13 protein-coding genes are annotated in these 14,890 nt (G+C 71.9%); 5 read left to right on the top strand and 8 right to left on the bottom strand.

Going from position 1 to position 14,890, the window contains the following annotated elements:
* Window positions 1–92: 92 nt before the first annotated feature.
* Window positions 93–1,433: an MFS transporter gene (locus tag QA861_RS02960; RefSeq protein ID WP_334586608.1), complete on the bottom strand. Its 1,341-nt coding sequence runs from the start codon at window positions 1,431–1,433 to the stop codon at window positions 93–95.
* Window positions 1,434–1,563: 130 nt separating this feature from the next.
* Here QA861_RS02960 and QA861_RS02955 point away from each other — a divergent pair, with 130 nt between their 5' ends.
* Complete coding sequence (locus tag QA861_RS02955; protein ID WP_334586607.1) at window positions 1,564–1,923, top strand: ArsR/SmtB family transcription factor; 360 nt, start codon at window positions 1,564–1,566, stop codon at window positions 1,921–1,923.
* 96 nt (window positions 1,924–2,019) lie between these two features.
* Here the strand turns inward: QA861_RS02955 and QA861_RS02950 are convergent, their stop codons facing one another.
* The 5 genes from QA861_RS02950 to QA861_RS02930 all read right to left on the bottom strand — a co-directional run bounded on the left by QA861_RS02950 (window position 2,020) and on the right by QA861_RS02930 (window position 8,647).
* The gene (locus QA861_RS02950) at window positions 2,020–2,748 is read right to left on the bottom strand and encodes a DUF1775 domain-containing protein (protein WP_334586605.1); all 729 of its coding nucleotides are present in this window, start codon (window positions 2,746–2,748) and stop codon (window positions 2,020–2,022) included.
* Between the two features lie 72 nt (window positions 2,749–2,820).
* Complete coding sequence (locus QA861_RS02945; RefSeq protein WP_334586604.1) at window positions 2,821–3,486, bottom strand: hypothetical protein; 666 nt, start codon at window positions 3,484–3,486, stop codon at window positions 2,821–2,823.
* Between the two features lie 198 nt (window positions 3,487–3,684).
* On the bottom strand, window positions 3,685–4,668 hold the full coding sequence (gene meaB, locus QA861_RS02940) for a methylmalonyl Co-A mutase-associated GTPase MeaB (RefSeq protein WP_334586603.1): 984 nt from the start codon (window positions 4,666–4,668) through the stop codon (window positions 3,685–3,687).
* Window positions 4,665–6,839, bottom strand: coding sequence for a methylmalonyl-CoA mutase (gene scpA / locus QA861_RS02935; RefSeq protein ID WP_334586602.1), 2,175 nt, complete (start codon window positions 6,837–6,839; stop codon window positions 4,665–4,667). Before scpA ends, meaB begins: the two co-directional genes overlap by 4 nt.
* On the bottom strand, window positions 6,839–8,647 hold the full coding sequence (locus QA861_RS02930) for a methylmalonyl-CoA mutase family protein (protein ID WP_334586601.1): 1,809 nt from the start codon (window positions 8,645–8,647) through the stop codon (window positions 6,839–6,841). Before QA861_RS02930 ends, scpA begins: the two co-directional genes overlap by 1 nt.
* 303 nt (window positions 8,648–8,950) lie before the next feature.
* Here QA861_RS02930 and QA861_RS02925 point away from each other — a divergent pair, with 303 nt between their 5' ends.
* From QA861_RS02925 to QA861_RS02910, 4 genes are all read left to right on the top strand, one after another.
* On the top strand, window positions 8,951–11,440 hold the full coding sequence (locus QA861_RS02925) for a SpoIIE family protein phosphatase (RefSeq protein WP_334586600.1): 2,490 nt from the start codon (window positions 8,951–8,953) through the stop codon (window positions 11,438–11,440).
* Window positions 11,441–11,483: 43 nt separating this feature from the next.
* Window positions 11,484–11,873, top strand: a complete 390-nt coding sequence (locus QA861_RS02920) for a VOC family protein (RefSeq protein WP_334586599.1) — start codon at window positions 11,484–11,486, stop codon at window positions 11,871–11,873.
* Window positions 11,874–11,965: 92 nt separating this feature from the next.
* Complete coding sequence (locus tag QA861_RS02915; protein ID WP_334586598.1) at window positions 11,966–12,577, top strand: DinB family protein; 612 nt, start codon at window positions 11,966–11,968, stop codon at window positions 12,575–12,577.
* Window positions 12,578–12,704: 127 nt separating this feature from the next.
* Entirely contained in the window at window positions 12,705–13,187 is a 483-nt protein-coding gene (locus QA861_RS02910; protein WP_334586597.1) for a VOC family protein, read from the top strand.
* Window positions 13,188–13,238: 51 nt separating this feature from the next.
* Here the strand turns inward: QA861_RS02910 and QA861_RS02905 are convergent, their stop codons facing one another.
* Complete coding sequence (locus QA861_RS02905) at window positions 13,239–14,132, bottom strand: aminoglycoside phosphotransferase family protein (RefSeq protein ID WP_334586596.1); 894 nt, start codon at window positions 14,130–14,132, stop codon at window positions 13,239–13,241.
* 112 nt (window positions 14,133–14,244) lie between these two features.
* Window positions 14,245–14,880, bottom strand: a complete 636-nt coding sequence (locus QA861_RS02900) for a thioredoxin-like domain-containing protein (RefSeq protein ID WP_334586595.1) — start codon at window positions 14,878–14,880, stop codon at window positions 14,245–14,247.
* Between the last annotated feature and the right edge of the window lie 10 nt (window positions 14,881–14,890).

Below are 14,890 nucleotides of genomic sequence, written 5' to 3'. Positions count from 1 at the left end.
CCGACACTCCGACGTGACCTGGACAACCTTGTTCGTGCGTTCCGGCACGCTCTTCCTGGTCAGGGTGGTCCCGGCGGGCAGGTGTCAGGCCGTCAGCCGTGGGCGTGCAGGCTGTCGAGGAGCGGGTGATGGCTGTGCCGCCAGCCGCCGCGGACCCGTCGGGCGTCGGTCAGATGCGGGTGCCCGGTAGGGAGACCGGCGTGCTCGTGCTCGACCGGCGCCGTTTCCCGCGCGGGCCACAGGCGTACGGCGAGCAGCGCGGCGGTCAGGGCGACGGCGCCCAGGACGAGTGCCGCGGACCGGAGTCCGGCCGCCGCGCCGAGCCATCCGGCCAGCGGATAGGTGAGCAGCCAGCAACTGTGCGAGAGGGAGAACTGGGCCGCGAAGGCCGAGGTACGCGCCTCGGCGGGCGCCGCCCGGCGGATCAGCCGCCCTGTCGGAGTGAGCACCGTGGAGCAGGCCGCACCGAACGCCGCCCAGGCGGCCAGCAGCGCGGGCCAGCGCCAACTGCCGCCGCCCGCCGAGGTGATGGCGCCGAGTGCGACGAAGACGACGGTGAGCAGCAGGGCTCCCGGCAGCATCACGGCACGGTCCGGGACCCGGTCGAGCACCTGGGGCAGGAGCAGCGCCACGATCATCGAGCCCGCCCCGAACGCGCCGAGCGCCAGCGGCACGTCGCCCGCGCTCCGGCCGAGCTGATCACGGACGTAGACCACGGTGTTGACGGTGACCATGGCGCCCGCGGCGGCCACCGCCAGATCGAGGGCGAGCAGGGCCCGCAGCTGCGGGACGGCCAGGAAGAGGCGGGCGCCCGAGGTCCTCTTCACATGGACACCGCCCGTCTGCGGGGTGGTGGTGAGGGCGGGTTTGGGCAGTGCGGCGGAGGCGACCAGGGCGGCCGAGGCCAGGAAACCGGCCACCGTGCCCAGGAACAGCCAGTTGTAGGTGATCAGTGACAGCAGCGCGGCGGCGAGGGCCGGACTGAACAGGCTCTCCAGGTCGTAGGCGAGCCGGGACAGGGACAGCGCCCGCGTGTAGTCGCTCTCACCGGGCAGTACGTCCGCTGCGACGGCCTGGAAGGTGGGTGTGAACGCGGCCGACGCCGCCTGGAGCAGGAAGATCAGGACGTACACCTGCCAGACCTGGTCCACGAACGGCAGCAGCAGTGCGACCCCGGCCCGAGTGAGGTCCGCCGTGACCAGCAGCGCGCGGCGCGGCAGCCGGTCGGCGACCGCGCCGACGGCCGGGGCGATCACCACGTAGGCCACCATCTTGACGGCGAGCGCGGTGCCGAGCACCGAACCGGCCTCGGCGCCCGCCAGGTCGTACGCGAGCAGTGCGAGGGCGACCGTGGCCAGGCCGGTGCCGGTCAGGGCGACCACCTGGGCGGTGAAGAGGCGGCGGTAGGTGCGGTTGCGGAGTACGGAGAGCATGCGGCGGTCCCTCCTCCGGTCGGTGCGTCCGACTCCACTCTAGCCATAGGTGCGCACCTGTGCACATGTTGATGCGGGAATCGGTACGTCGGCACTCTCGACGGGTCCGTCCTGCCTCTACGCTGAGGGCATGCCAGCTCGCGAGACTTTGCCAACTGCGGCCCATGCGCACCTGCGTGCTCCGGACAGCGCGCGTCTCGCGGAGGCGACAGAGGTGTTCGCGCTCCTGTCCGACGCGACGCGGCTCCATCTGCTGTGGCTGCTCGCGCAGGGGGAGTCGGACGTCGGCTCGCTGACCGAGCGGTGCGAGGCGTCGCGGACGGCGGTCAGCCAGCATCTGGCGAAGCTGCGGCTCGCCGGGCTGGTGGAGACCCGGCGAGAGGGCCGGTACGTCCACTACAGCCTGCGGGACGGGCATCTCCGCCGCCTGGTGATGGAGGCGTTGAGCCACGCCGACCACCGGGTCAGCGGCAGCGCACCGCACGACTGAGGGACGGCGGCCCGATCTCGCCCCCGCCGCCCCTACCCGTGCCATCCCATCCCTGGGGGCGCTGTCCCCAGACCCCCGGGCTGAGGTGGCGGACTGTTACCGCTCGCCGGCTCCCCTGCGTCGTACGAGGTAGGCGGCCGCGCCCGCCGCCACGACCACGACGGCCCCGATGCCGATCCAGGCGACCGCGGACATCCCGTCGTCGTCGCTCTTCGCCTCCGCCGCCGGGGAGGCCGATGCCTCCGTCGGCTCCACCGTGGGTGTCGGCGACGCGGACGGAGACGGTGACTCGGACGCCGGCTCGCTCGGCGACGGGCTGACCGGCTTCGCACCCGGCGCGGCGGCCTTCAGTTTGAGTACTGGCGCGGGCTGCTCACTGGTCTCGTCCAGCTCGATCCAGCGGTCGATCTTGCCGTCGCTGTAGGTCTGCAGCGACTTGAAGGCGAGCTCCTTCACATCGGGCAGCTGCCGTACGACGACGGAGTACTCGGCGTTCACACCGGCCTTCAGGGCTGGGCCCTTGATCGTGTAGCCGTCGTCGGCGGCGGTGAACTTCCAGCCCTTGGGACCTGCGCCGTAGGTCACGTCGCCGGGCGCGATGCCCTTGGGCAGGATCACCCGGACCGCGGCGATCCCCGCGGTGTCGGACTCCGCCTCCGCGTCGAAGGAGATCTCGACGTTCTCCGCGAGCGCCTGGGCCTTGTCGGACTCGACCTCCACGTGGGCGGCGACCGGCCCGGCCGTGAGGAGGACGAGGGTGCCGGCGGCGACGGCCGCGAGGGTCAGGCGTCGCGCGGTGCCGTGCTGGACGGGGGCAGTGAACATGGGTGTCTCCGGTGTCTTTCCGGGCGTGCGGTGGCACGGAGCGGCCGACCTGCGTCGGGCCGTTCCGCAGGGTCAGTTGGCGTGGGCGTACCACGCCGGCGGAGGACCCCGCCGTACCAGCACGTTCGTGAGGAACACGGCCCCGAGCGGCGGCAGGTCCGTCCGGCGCGGGCGGCGCGCCCGCGATCCGCGCCCGGTCGGCACCGGCAGGCCGGCGAGCAGCGCCCGGACGGTGGCGATCCGCGTCCGCACCGCGTCGACGGCCCCGGTCAGACCGCGCGCCAGCGACCAACAGGCCGCGTCCGCGCGGTGCAGCAGCACGGCGACGAGTACGGCGGCCACGGCGTGGAGGACGGTCATCGCCGCCGAGTCGTGCGGCCGCCCGGGCCAGCTCCCATGGGCGGACATCGCATGATGCGTGTGCGCGGCCACGGGCATGGCCGCGGACGTGGCTCCCGACGGGCGGCCGTGAACGGCCGTCAGCCACACATGCAGTCCGGTCTGCGCCGTCGCGCTGGTCACCACCACCGCGGCGAGCGAACGCGGGCGCCGGGTGCCGGCGAGTCCCACGGCGAACAGCAGCACCGCCGCCGCCATACTCGACCGCCACGGGGCCGGCCCCTCGGCGACGAGATGGTGCGCGCTGACCCCGAGCACCGTGCCGACGACCGCGAACACCGCTGCCCGGAACACGGGCAGTGGCGCGGAACGCGTGGTGGGCGTACGGAGCATGGTCATGACCCGCCCATCATCAACCATGCGGCGGCCGGGCAGGGGAGGGGTTTCAGGAATTTCTCAGGGAAGATCCAGAAGGCCCGGCCGCTGCCGGCCGCCGAGGACGTGCCCGAGGCCCTGCGCGACCTCACCCGCGCCTGGGGGCACCCCTGTTGAGACGGCTGCCCGTCCGGCGCCGGACGGCCCCGGGCGTCCGTACGGTCAGTGGCTTCCGCCGCCGAAGGCCCTGAGGATGCGCTCGGCGGCGAGGGTGGCCGTCAACTCGCCGTCCCGCACCTGCTGTTCGAGGCCCGGCGTGAGCGCACGTACGGCCTCGTCGGCGTGCAGGCGGCCCAGCAGGTCGTCGCGGACCATCGTCCAGGTCCAGTCGACCTGCTGGTCACGGCGTTTGGCGGCGAGGCGGCCGGTCGAGTCGAGCAGGGTGCGATGCTGTTCGAGGCGGTCCCAGACGCTGTCCAGACCGGTCGACTCGCGGGCGCTGCACGTAAGCACCGGCGGTGTCCAGGCCACGTCATGGCCGTGCATCAGCCGCAGGGCGCCCGCCAGTTCCCGTGCGGCGGCCTGGGCGTCGCGCTCGTGCGGGCCGTCCGCCTTGTTGACGGCGATGACGTCCGCCAGCTCCAGCACGCCCTTCTTGATGCCCTGCAACTGGTCGCCGGTGCGGGCCAGCGTCAACAGCAGGAACGAGTCGACCATGTTGGCGACGGCCGTCTCGGACTGGCCGACGCCGACGGTCTCCACCAGCACCACGTCGTAGCCCGCCGCCTCCATCACCACGATCGACTCACGTGTCGCCTTGGCGACCCCGCCCAGCGTGCCCGCGGTGGGGGAGGGCCGGATGAAGGCCGCAGGGTCGACGGCCAGTCGTTCCATCCGCGTCTTGTCACCCAGGATCGAGCCGCCGGTACGGCTGGAGGACGGGTCCACGGCGAGCACCGCCACCCGGTGCCCCAGCCCGGTCAGCATCGTGCCGAACGCGTCGATGAACGTCGACTTGCCGACCCCCGGCACCCCGCTGACCCCGATCCGCCGGGCCCGGCCGCTGTGCGGGAGCAGCGCGGTCAGCAACTCCTGCGCCAGCGCCCGGTGCTGGGGCCGGGTCGACTCGACGAGGGTGATGGCCCGCGCCACGATCGCCCGCTTCCCGTCGACCACGCCCTTGACGTACGCGTCGAGATCGATCACAGGTCGTGCCCGAGGTCGGCCGAGAGCCGCTGGACGAGGTCGTGCGCCGCGTCCGGGATCACCGTCCCGGGCGGGAACACGGCAGCCGCGCCCATCTCCAGGAGGGTCGGCACATCCTGCGGCGGGATCACCCCGCCGACGACGATCATGATGTCCTCCCGTCCCTCGGCCGCCAGCTCCTCGCGCAGCGCCGGTACGAGGGTGAGGTGCCCGGCGGCCAGCGAGGACACCCCGACGATGTGGACGTCCGCCTCCACCGCCTGCCGCGCGACCTCGCCGGGGGTCTGGAACAGGGGGCCGACGTCGACGTCGAAGCCGAGGTCGGCGAAGGCGGTGGCGATCACCTTCTGGCCCCGGTCGTGGCCGTCCTGGCCCATCTTGGCGACCAGGATGCGCGGCCGGCGCCCCTCGGCCTCCTCGAAGGCGTCCACCAGGGTGCGGGTGCGGTCGACGGACGGGGACTCGCCTGCTTCGTTGCGATACACCCCGGCGATCGTACGGATCTGGCCCGCGTGCCGCCCGTACACCTTCTCCAGCGCGTCGGAGATCTCGCCGACCGTCGCCTTCGCGCGGGCGGCGTTCACCGCCAGCTCCAGCAGGTTGCCCTCACCGCCGGCCGCCCGGGTCAGGGCGTCCAGCGAGTCCTGGCAGGCCCGCTCGTCGCGCTCCGCGCGCAGCCGCCGCAGCTTCTCGATCTGCTGGGTGCGTACGGAGGAGTTGTCGACCTTGAGGACGTCGATCCGCTCGTCGGTCTCCACGCGGTACTTGTTGACGCCGATCACCGGCTGCCGCCCGGAGTCGATACGGGCCTGCGTGCGGGCCGCGGCCTCCTCGATGCGCAGCTTGGGGATGCCCGCGTCTATGGCCTTGGCCATACCGCCCGCCGCCTCGACCTCCTCGATGTGCTGCCAGGCACGGCGCGCGAGGTCGTACGTCAGCTTCTCCACGTACGCGCTGCCGCCCCACGGGTCGATGACCCGGGTCGTGCCCGACTCCTGCTGGATCAGCAACTGGGTGTTGCGGGCGATGCGCGCCGAGAAGTCGGTGGGCAGCGCGAGCGCCTCGTCCAGGGCGTTGGTGTGCAGCGACTGGGTGTGGCCCTGCGTCGCGGCCATCGCCTCCACGGCCGTACGCGTCACGTTGTTGAACACGTCCTGCGCCGTCAGCGACCAGCCGGAGGTCTGCGAATGGGTGCGCAGGGAAAGGGACTTGGCGTTCTGCGGGTCGAACTGCCTGACCAGCTTCGCCCACAGCAGGCGCGCCGCGCGCAACTTGGCGATCTCCATGAAGAAGTTCATGCCGATCGCCCAGAAGAAGGAGAGCCGGGGTGCGAACGCGTCGACGTCCAGGCCTACTTCGCGGCCCGCCCGGATGTACTCGACACCGTCCGCGAGCGTGTACGCCAGCTCCAGATCGGCCGTCGCACCCGCCTCCTGGATGTGATAGCCGGAGATCGAGATGGAGTTGTAGCGGGGCATCCGCTGCGAGGTGAAGGCGAAGATGTCGGAGATGATCCGCATCGACGGCTTCGGCGGATAGATGTAGGTGTTGCGGACCATGAACTCCTTGAGGATGTCGTTCTGAATGGTCCCGGCCAGCTTCTCGGGCGGCACCCCTTGTTCCTCCGCCGCCACGATGTAGAGCGCGAGAACGGGCAGCACGGCGCCGTTCATCGTCATCGACACGGTCATCCTGTCGAGCGGGATGCCGTCGAAGAGCTGCCGCATGTCGAGGATCGAGTCGATGGCGACGCCCGCCATCCCGACGTCACCGGTCACGCGCGGGTGGTCGCTGTCGTAACCCCGGTGCGTGGGCAGGTCGAAGGCGACCGACAGGCCCTTCTGGCCGGCCGCGAGGTTGCGGCGGTAGAAGGCGTTCGACTCCTCGGCGGTGGAGAAACCGGCGTACTGGCGGATCGTCCAGGGCTGGTTGACGTACATCGTCGGGTAGGGGCCGCGCAGATACGGGGCGGCACCCGGATACGTCTCCAGGAAGTCCAGGCCCTCCAGGTCACGGCCGGTGTACAGCGGCTTGACCGCGATGCCCTCCGGAGTCTCCCAGAAGGTCCCGTCCGAGCCGGTGGCCCCCTTGACGGCCGTATGCCAGTCGCCGGCGTCGGCCCGGGCGGTCGGGGTCCCCAGTTCGATCTTGGAGAAGTCGGGGATTCCCATCAGATCGCTCCCATGCGGTCGAGGGTGGCGGAGAGCACGGCGACGGCGTCGCAGCCCGCGAAGACGTACGCGTCCACGTCCGTGTACTGCCCGGGGCGGCCGGCGAGGAACACATGTGAGGCGCCGGCCGCCTTCAGCCCGGCCGCCACGGTCGCGGCCTGCTCCTCGTACAGCGTGTCACTTGAGCAGAGGCACACCTCGGTGGCGCCGCTCTCCTCGAACGTGCCCTCCGTGACGGGCTCGATACCGCCGGCCTGGAAGAGGTTCGAGACGAAGGTCGTCCGCGCACTGTGGGCGGCGGCCGGACCGATGGTCGCCAGATAGACACGCGGCCGGGACCCGGTGGCGGCGAGGTGGGCGTCGGAGCGGGCGCGCAGAGCCTCGTACGCCTCGTCGCGCCGTACCCGGGGAAGCCCTCCGGGCGGCGGCTCGGGCGCGGGCTCGCGGTCCGGGAGGCGCTCGGCGAGATTCGGGAACTCGCTGACCCCGGTGATGGGTTCGCGCCGCTTGGCCAGCTTGGCGGAACGGGCCGCCCAGGTGGTGGCCAGTGCCTCACCCAGTCGTCCGGAACGAAGGGCGGCGGCCTGACCGCCCGAACCCTCGATCCACTGGAAGAACTCCCAGCCCGCGTGGGCGAGTTCGTCGGTGAGCCGCTCCACGTACCAGGAGCCGCCCGCCGGGTCGATCACTCGCGCCAGATGCGACTCCTCGACCAGGATCGTCGAGGTGTTGCGGGCGATGCGGCGCGCGAACGCGTCCGGCAGGCCCAGCGCGTGGTCGAAGGGGAGCACGGTGACCGAGTCGGCGCCGCCGACCCCGGCGGCGAGCGTGGCGACCGTCGTGCGCAGCATGTTCACCCATGGGTCGCGGCGCGACATCATCACCGGCGAGGTCACGGCGTGCTGCGTCTGCGCACCGGCCGCCGGCGCCCCGGACACCTCGGCGACCCGGGCCCACAGCCGCCGGGCCGCGCGCAGCTTGGCGATCGTCAGGAACTGGTCGGCGGTGGCCGCGTAGCGGAACTCCAGCTGTGCGCAGGCCTGTTCGACCGACAGGCCCGCTTCCGTCAGCTCGCGCAGGTACGCGACCCCGGTCGCCAGGGACGCGCCCAGCTCCTGCGCTGCCGAGCCGCCCGCCTCGTGGTACGGCAGCGCGTCCACGGTCAGGGCGCGCAGCCCCGGGTACCCCTCGGCGCACAGCCGCGCCAGCTCGACGACCGGCGCGAAGGCCAACTCCTCACCCGTACGGGCCTCGTGGCCCAGCGGGTCGCCACCGAGGTTGCCGCGCGCCGCCTCCCTGGCGACGCCCCGCTCCTCGTACAGCCGCAGCAACTCCCTTGCGGCGGGCTCGACTTCTCGTCCGGCGTCGAGGACGACGGGGGCCAGGTCGAGATACACGCCGTCGAGGGCCCGGGCGAGCGACGACACCGGGATCGCGTCCGGGCCGACCATCAGCCAGAGCGAGGAGACGCCGTTCTCCAGGTCAGCGAGCACCGCGTCGCCGACGAGGGTCGTGTGCCGCTGCCGTACGTCCCAGCCTCCGGCCGTGTTCCCCTCGGGGCGTCCGCCGCGTACGAAGGGGGCGAAGCCGGGGAGGCCGGGGTCGGGGGACTGGTCGTGCGCCGTGTAGAGGGGCCGGGTGGTGAGCCCGTCCTCCAGCGCGGTGGACAGCGCGTCCTCGGCTGTCGCGGCGGAGACCTCCTTGCCCGCTTTGCGCAGGACGCCTTCCACCAGGCGCTGCCACTGCTCATGGGTCGTGGAGGGGAACTCGGCGGCCAGCGAGAGCCCGTCGTTGGGCAGGACTGTCATGCCCGGATGCTAGGGCAGAGAGGTCCGGCCGCAGCAGAGCCCCAGGCTGTGACCTTGACCTCGACCGAACTGTGACGTCGGCCTCACGGTGCTGCCGGACCCCGCGAGGGCGGCGGCGGGCGGCCTTCACGACCCTCCCGCCGGCCGGGATCGTCACCCGTACCGGCACGGTGGGTCAACGTGTGTCGGCGCGTGTCGGCGCATCAGGCAGGCGTCACCGGAGCGCCGGGCGTGACCTCGTGCGGCGCACCATAATGAGTGGGGAGTGCGGCGCCGGAGACAGCGCCGCAGGTGAGGTGGCCCATGGCAGCCCTGAGCGAGCACGACGACGCGGACGTGTCGGCCGACGAGGTCGCCGTCGTGCTGCTCGACAGCGCGGGGATCGTGCGGGGCTGGTCGCATGCGGCGGCGGAACTGCTGGGACGGTCGGCCGAGCAGGTCTGCGGTCGGCCGATGGCGGGGCTCCTCGTCGATCCGGCCCCGACGAGCAGCGTGGACGCCCGCGGCGACGCCCCGTTCGTACCAACAGGACAGACCGTCTTCCGGCACGCCTCGGGCCTGCCCGTCGAGGCCACCGTCGACGAGGTGCGTCTGGACGGCTCCTCCAAGATCGTCCTGCTGGCGGCGCCCACGCGCGACGAGGCCGGACAGGAAGACGAGGCCGACCGGGAAGACGAGGGAGGACAGGAACAGGGATCGTCGCTGCTGACCGCCCTGCTGGCCCAGTCCCTGCTCGGGGTCGTCCTCTGCGACACCGAACTGAGGGTCCTCCTCACGAACGTCACCGCCGAGGTGCACGGCTGGCCGCTGCTGCGACCGGGGCACCGGGTCGAGGACGTCATCGCCGCCGAGGACGCCCAGGAGGTCGGTGACCAGCTGCGCCGGGTACTGGAGACGGGGGCGCCGCTGCTCGCCCGGGAACAGCGGATGCGTGCGCCGGACGGATCGGGACGGGAGCGGTACGTGTCGGTGTCCGCCTTCCGGCTGGCGGACGGCCAGGACCGGCCGGCCGGGATCGCGGCGTTCTTGACCGACAGCACGGAACAGCGGCGGGCACGGCGGCGCACCAAGGTCGGCCACGAGGCGTCGGCACGTATCGGGGACTCCCTGGACGTGACCCGCACCGCCCAGGACATCGCCGACGTGCTGGTCCCCGGCCTGGGGGACATGGCGACGGTGGAGATGGCCGAGGCGGTGCTGGAAGGAGAGGAACCGTCGAAGGTGATCCTTCCCGGCCACTGGCTGCGGCTCCGCCGGGTGGCTGTCGCCTCGGCCACCGGCCCCTGGCCCGCCGAACTCGTTCCCGTGGGCGGTCTGATCCCGCGCTTCCCCGATGTGCCGCAGGTGCGGCGGGCCGCCATCCACGGCGACACCGTCTACAACACGACCCGGCAGGAGATGGTCGACCTCCTGGGCGATCCCGAACTGATCCGGGCGACGATGCCCGAGCAGGGGCACTCCGCCGTGGTGTCCCCGCTGTACGCGCGCGGTCTGCTGCTGGGCTTCGTGACCGTCTGGCGGACCGAACAGCCGGAGGCGTTCGAACAGGAAGACGCGGACCTGGTCTTCGACATCTCCTCGCGGGCCGCGCTCAGCGTGGACAACGCACGGCAGTACACGCGCGAACACCGGGCGGCGGTCGCCCTGCAGCAGCGGCTGCTCCCGCGCGCCACCACGAGGACCGCGGCGGCCGAGTCGGCGGGCTGCTACGTGCCGGCCGGGGGCGGGGCGGACATCAGCGGCGACTGGTTCGACGCCATCCCGCTGCCGTCGCTGCGGGTCGCCTTCGTCGTCGGCGACGTCTTCGGCCACGGTCTGCACGCCGCGGCGATGATGGGGCGCCTGCGCACCGCGATCCGTACGCTGGCCGACCTCGAACTGGAGCCCGGGGAACTCCTCATCCATCTGGACGACCTCGTCCAGCAACTCGCCGAGGAAGTCGATCCCCAGGACCGGGACACCGTAGGCGCCACCTGTCTGTACGCGGTCTACGATCCGCTCTCCGGCAGCTGCGCCCTGGCCAGCGCGGGGCATCCGGCACCCGCGGTGATCGAGCCCGACGGCACCGCCCGGCCGGTCGAGGTGTCCCCGGGGCCACCGCTCGGCGTCGGCGGCATGCCCTTCGAGGTCACCACCTTCTCCCTGGAACCCGGCAGCACCCTCGCGCTCTACACCGACGGCCTCGTGGAACGGGGAGCGCGTGACGTCGACCAGGGCACCCGCGAACTGCTCGACACCCTCTCGTCGCTCTGCCGGGGCACGGGCACGCTGGAGGACATGGGCGGCGCCGTCATGGCTGGCGCCGCCGAGCCGCCGCCCCGCGACGACATGGCGCTGCTCCTGGCCCGCCCCCGGCTGCTTCCGGCGACCGACATCGCCGACTGGCGGTTCCCCGACGACCCGGCGGCGGTGGCCGACGCGCGGAGCGTGGTCGCGCGCCGACTCGCCGACTGGGGCCTCGACCACCTCGCCTTCAGCACGGAGCTGATCGTCAGCGAACTGGTCACCAACGCGATGCGGTACGCGGGCGGCACCGTCGGACTGCGCCTCTTCCACGACGGCACCACCCTGGTGTGCGAGGTCCGGGACTCCAGCAACACCCAGCCACGCCTGCGCCGGGCACGAGCGGCCGACGAGGGCGGCCGAGGGCTGTTCCTGGTCGCGCAGCTCACCAGACGCTGGGGCAGCCGCTACCACCACAGCGGCAAGACCATCTGGGCGGAGCAGCCGATAGGCGGCGCCCCGGCCGTGGACGACGGACCCGCCGCGGTGTGGACCGACGCCGCCTCGTAGCCGCCGTGGACCAGGACGAACCCCGACGATCAGAGAGCACACCATGAGGATCCATCTGACCAGCGTCTTCGTCGACGACCAGGACAAGGCCCTGCGCTTCTACACGGACGTGCTGGGCTTCGTGAAGAAGACCGAGGTCCCCCTGGGCGCGGACCGGTGGCTGACCGTGGTCTCGCCGGAGGACCCCGACGGGACCGAACTGCTGCTGGAGCCGTCCGGCCACCCCGCGGTGAAGCCGTACCGGGACGCCCTGGTCAGGGACGGAATCCCGGCCACCGCGTTCGCCGTGGCCGACGTGCACGCGGAGTACGACCGGCTGCGGGCGCTGGGGGTGCGCTTCACCCAGGAACCGCTGGAGACGGGCCCGGTCACCACCGCCGTGCTGGACGACACCTGCGGCAATCTCATCCAGATCGTGCACCAGACGCGGTAGCGGGAACAACCGGCGGCCGGCGGCAGGGGAACGGCCCCCCCGGCCCCGAAAACCGGTGGCGGACCGTGTCGACGCACGCGACGATGCCCCCCATGGATTCGCGTGAGCACGGCAACGAGGCAACGACGGCTCGGTGGACGGTCGCGACCGTCTATGACGACATGTGGGTCGACCCGGACGACGACCCGCGCGAGACCGACACCGAGATCGTCGACGAACGCGGCACGCTGCTCGAAGGCCTGCGCCACTACCGCCTCACCGTGGAGATGAAGTGCGCCGGCCTGGACGCCGAACAGATGGCCCGGCGCTCCGTACCGCCGTCCACGATGTCCCTGCTCGGGCTGGTGCGGCATCTGACCGAGGACGAACGGCACTTCCGCCGGGTGATGGCCGGCGACGACGCGCCCAAGCTGTACCGCACCGACGACGACCGTGACGGCGACTGGAACGGCGCGGTCGCCGATCCGGCGGTCGTGGAGGACGCCTGGAAGCAGTGGCGGGTGGAGACGGAACTCACCGACCGATTCATCGCCGGTGTCTCCGACCTCGGCACCACGAACGCCGGCTTCTCCGACCTCGGCGCCGACCCCGGCGGGCAGCTGCAGCTCCGTGACGTCCTGTCGGCGCATGTCAACGAGTACGCGCGGCACTGCGGCCACGCCGACCTCCTGCGCGAGCGGATCGACGGCCGCGTGGGCCAGTGACCCCTGGTCCGGGAGCGGCTCGTCACCGCTGGGACGGCCCGGGCGGAGAACTTGTCGCGCCACCGATGAGTTTCCGTCCGAGGATCGGTCGAAAGAGGTGACAGGTTCCCGCTCCAGGAGGTACCCCATGACCACCGACGGATTCACCACGTGTCTCTGGTTCGACGGCCAGGCCGAGGAAGCCGCCCACTTCTACGTCTCGGTCTTCAAGAACTCGACCATCGGCAGGATCGGCTACTACAACGAGGCAGGCCCCGCCCCCGCCGGCGGTGTGCTGGCCGTCGACTTCGTGGCCAACGGCCAGAAGTTCGTCGCCCTGAACGGCGGCCCGCAGTTCACGTTCAGCGAGGCCGTCTCCTTCCAGATCTACTGCGCGGACCAGCAGGAGGTCGACCACTACTGGGCCAAGCTCACCGAGGGCGGCGGCGAGGGCGGCCCCTGCGGGTGGCTCAAGGACAAGTACGGCCTGTCCTGGCAGGTCATCCCGGACGGCCTGATCGAGATGATCAGCGACCCGGACCCGGAGAAGGCCGTCCGGACCACCAAGGCCATGTACGCCATGGGCAAACTGGACATCGCCGCCCTGAAGAAGGCGTACGCGGGGGAGTAGGGGCGAACCCGGCCGCCCGTCGGGCCCGAGCCGACCCCTCTGGTGTCGCCCTCACTCGGCCAGGATCTCCCTGATCACATGCCGGGAGTTCGCGGCGAGCACCGGATTCGTCTCCCGGTAGTACGGCAGCTGGATCAGCGAGATCGACAGCGCCCAGCCACGCCCGCGCGCCCATTCGGCGTCGTCGGCGCCGACCGCGTCGCGGAAGGTGTCACGGACCTCGGCGGGCAGCAGGTTCCAGGCCACGATCAGGTCGACGGCCGGATCACCGATCCCGGTACAGCCGAAGTCGATCACGGCACTCAGCCGTCCCTCGGTGACCAGCAGGTTCCCGGGGGAGAGGTCCGCGTGCGCCCAGACCGGCGGGCCCGTGTGTTCGGGAGCCCGCAGGGCCTTCTCCCACAGGGCTGTCACCGCCTCCGTGTCGACCGCGTCCGCCGTCCCCGTCAGCCGGGCGAGGGCCGCGCGCGTGTCCGTGTCGCGCGCCGACAGCGGAACGGCCCGGGCATGGGCCGGCCCGTCGCCGGCGTCGACGCGGCGCAGGGCGCGGACGAAGCCGGCGAGTTCCCGGGCCAGTGTCTCGGGGGAGCGGAGGGCGTCGACCGCCGGATTCCGCCCGTCCAGCCAGCCGTACACGGACCAGGGCCAGCGGAACTCCTCGCCGGCGCCGCCCCGCCCGAGCGGCTCGGGCACGGCGACCGGGAGCAGGGGCCCCAGCAGGGAGAGCCAGCGCTGCTCGTGCTCGATGCTGCTGACCGCGCCGGGATGTCTCGGCAACCGGACGACCAGATCACAGCCGAGCCGGAACATGGCGTTCTCGGTCCCGGCGGACTCCAACCGCTCCACCGGCAGACCCGCCCACTCGGGAAACTGCCGGGCGATCAGGCGTCGGACCAGCGAGGCATCGATCTCCACCTCGTCCGAATGCATCTTCATGGCACACATGGGCCCATCCCAGCCGCCGAAGGGCCCGTGGTCCACCGAATTTCCACGGCATGGAAACCCGGGCGACGGCGCGGGGTCGTCCGGCGCGAACGCCCCGCGGCCGGGCCTCAGTTCACGGCGTCATCCCGTTCGTGCACGCGGCACCGGGCTCGGGCGTCTGCTCGCCCTGGACGTACTTGTCGAGGAACGCGGCGACCCGGGGGTCCGACGCCTTGTCGACCTTGAGCTGGTGCTCCCAGGCGCTGAGCACGATCGGCGACGACTGATCCTCGTAGGGACTCATGAAGGTGTACGACGTGTTGGTGACCTTCTCGGAGAGCGCCTCGACGTCCGCCTTGGCCGCCTTGTCGCTGTACGTGATCCAGACAGCGCCGTGTTCGAGGGCGTGCACCGCGTTCTCGTTGGGGACCACCTTCGTGTAGACCTGCCGGTCGCAGTTCACCCACACCTGGTTGTGGTCGCCGCCCACGGGCGGGCTCATCTTGTAGGTGACGGCCTTGGCGACGTGGTTCTGGGTGAGCTTGGACCAGCTCTTCACGCCCGAGATCGGCGCCGCCTTCGCCTCTTCCTTGTCCTGGGCGGAGTCGACGAGCAACCAGCCCCCGCCGACCAGGCCGACGAGTATCACGGCGGTCGCGCCGAGCGTGAGCAGTCGCATACGGCGTTCACGCGCCTGCTCGGTCTTGCGCAGCTCCTCCATGTGGGCGCGGCGGGCCGCGGTCTTCGCCTTGGCGTTGGATGTACCCATGGGATGTCCT

It is taken from the genome of Streptomyces sp. B21-083 (genome assembly GCF_036898825.1).
Taxonomy (GTDB): Bacteria; Actinomycetota; Actinomycetes; order Streptomycetales; family Streptomycetaceae; genus Streptomyces.
Note: the sequence above shows the minus strand (reverse complement) of the source record. Positions and strands in the feature narration are given on the sequence as shown.

Excerpts from the sequence above, each read along its gene's own strand:
- QA861_RS02915 (WP_334586598.1), top strand. The coding sequence starts at position 11,966 with ATGGATTCGCGTGAGCACGGCAACGAGGCAACGACGGCTCGGTGGACG.
- QA861_RS02945 (WP_334586604.1), bottom strand. The coding sequence starts at position 3,486 with ATGACCATGCTCCGTACGCCCACCACGCGTTCCGCGCCACTGCCCGTG.
- QA861_RS02930 (WP_334586601.1), bottom strand. The coding sequence starts at position 8,647 with ATGACAGTCCTGCCCAACGACGGGCTCTCGCTGGCCGCCGAGTTCCCC.
- QA861_RS02925 (WP_334586600.1), top strand. The coding sequence starts at position 8,951 with ATGGCAGCCCTGAGCGAGCACGACGACGCGGACGTGTCGGCCGACGAG.
- QA861_RS02950 (WP_334586605.1), bottom strand. The coding sequence starts at position 2,748 with ATGTTCACTGCCCCCGTCCAGCACGGCACCGCGCGACGCCTGACCCTC.
- QA861_RS02960 (WP_334586608.1), bottom strand. The coding sequence starts at position 1,433 with ATGCTCTCCGTACTCCGCAACCGCACCTACCGCCGCCTCTTCACCGCC.
- QA861_RS02920 (WP_334586599.1), top strand. The coding sequence starts at position 11,484 with ATGAGGATCCATCTGACCAGCGTCTTCGTCGACGACCAGGACAAGGCC.
- QA861_RS02910 (WP_334586597.1), top strand. The coding sequence starts at position 12,705 with ATGACCACCGACGGATTCACCACGTGTCTCTGGTTCGACGGCCAGGCC.
- QA861_RS02955 (WP_334586607.1), top strand. The coding sequence starts at position 1,564 with ATGCCAGCTCGCGAGACTTTGCCAACTGCGGCCCATGCGCACCTGCGT.
- QA861_RS02905 (WP_334586596.1), bottom strand. The coding sequence starts at position 14,132 with ATGTGTGCCATGAAGATGCATTCGGACGAGGTGGAGATCGATGCCTCG.
- QA861_RS02900 (WP_334586595.1), bottom strand. The coding sequence starts at position 14,880 with ATGGGTACATCCAACGCCAAGGCGAAGACCGCGGCCCGCCGCGCCCAC.
- scpA (WP_334586602.1), bottom strand. The coding sequence starts at position 6,839 with ATGGGAATCCCCGACTTCTCCAAGATCGAACTGGGGACCCCGACCGCC.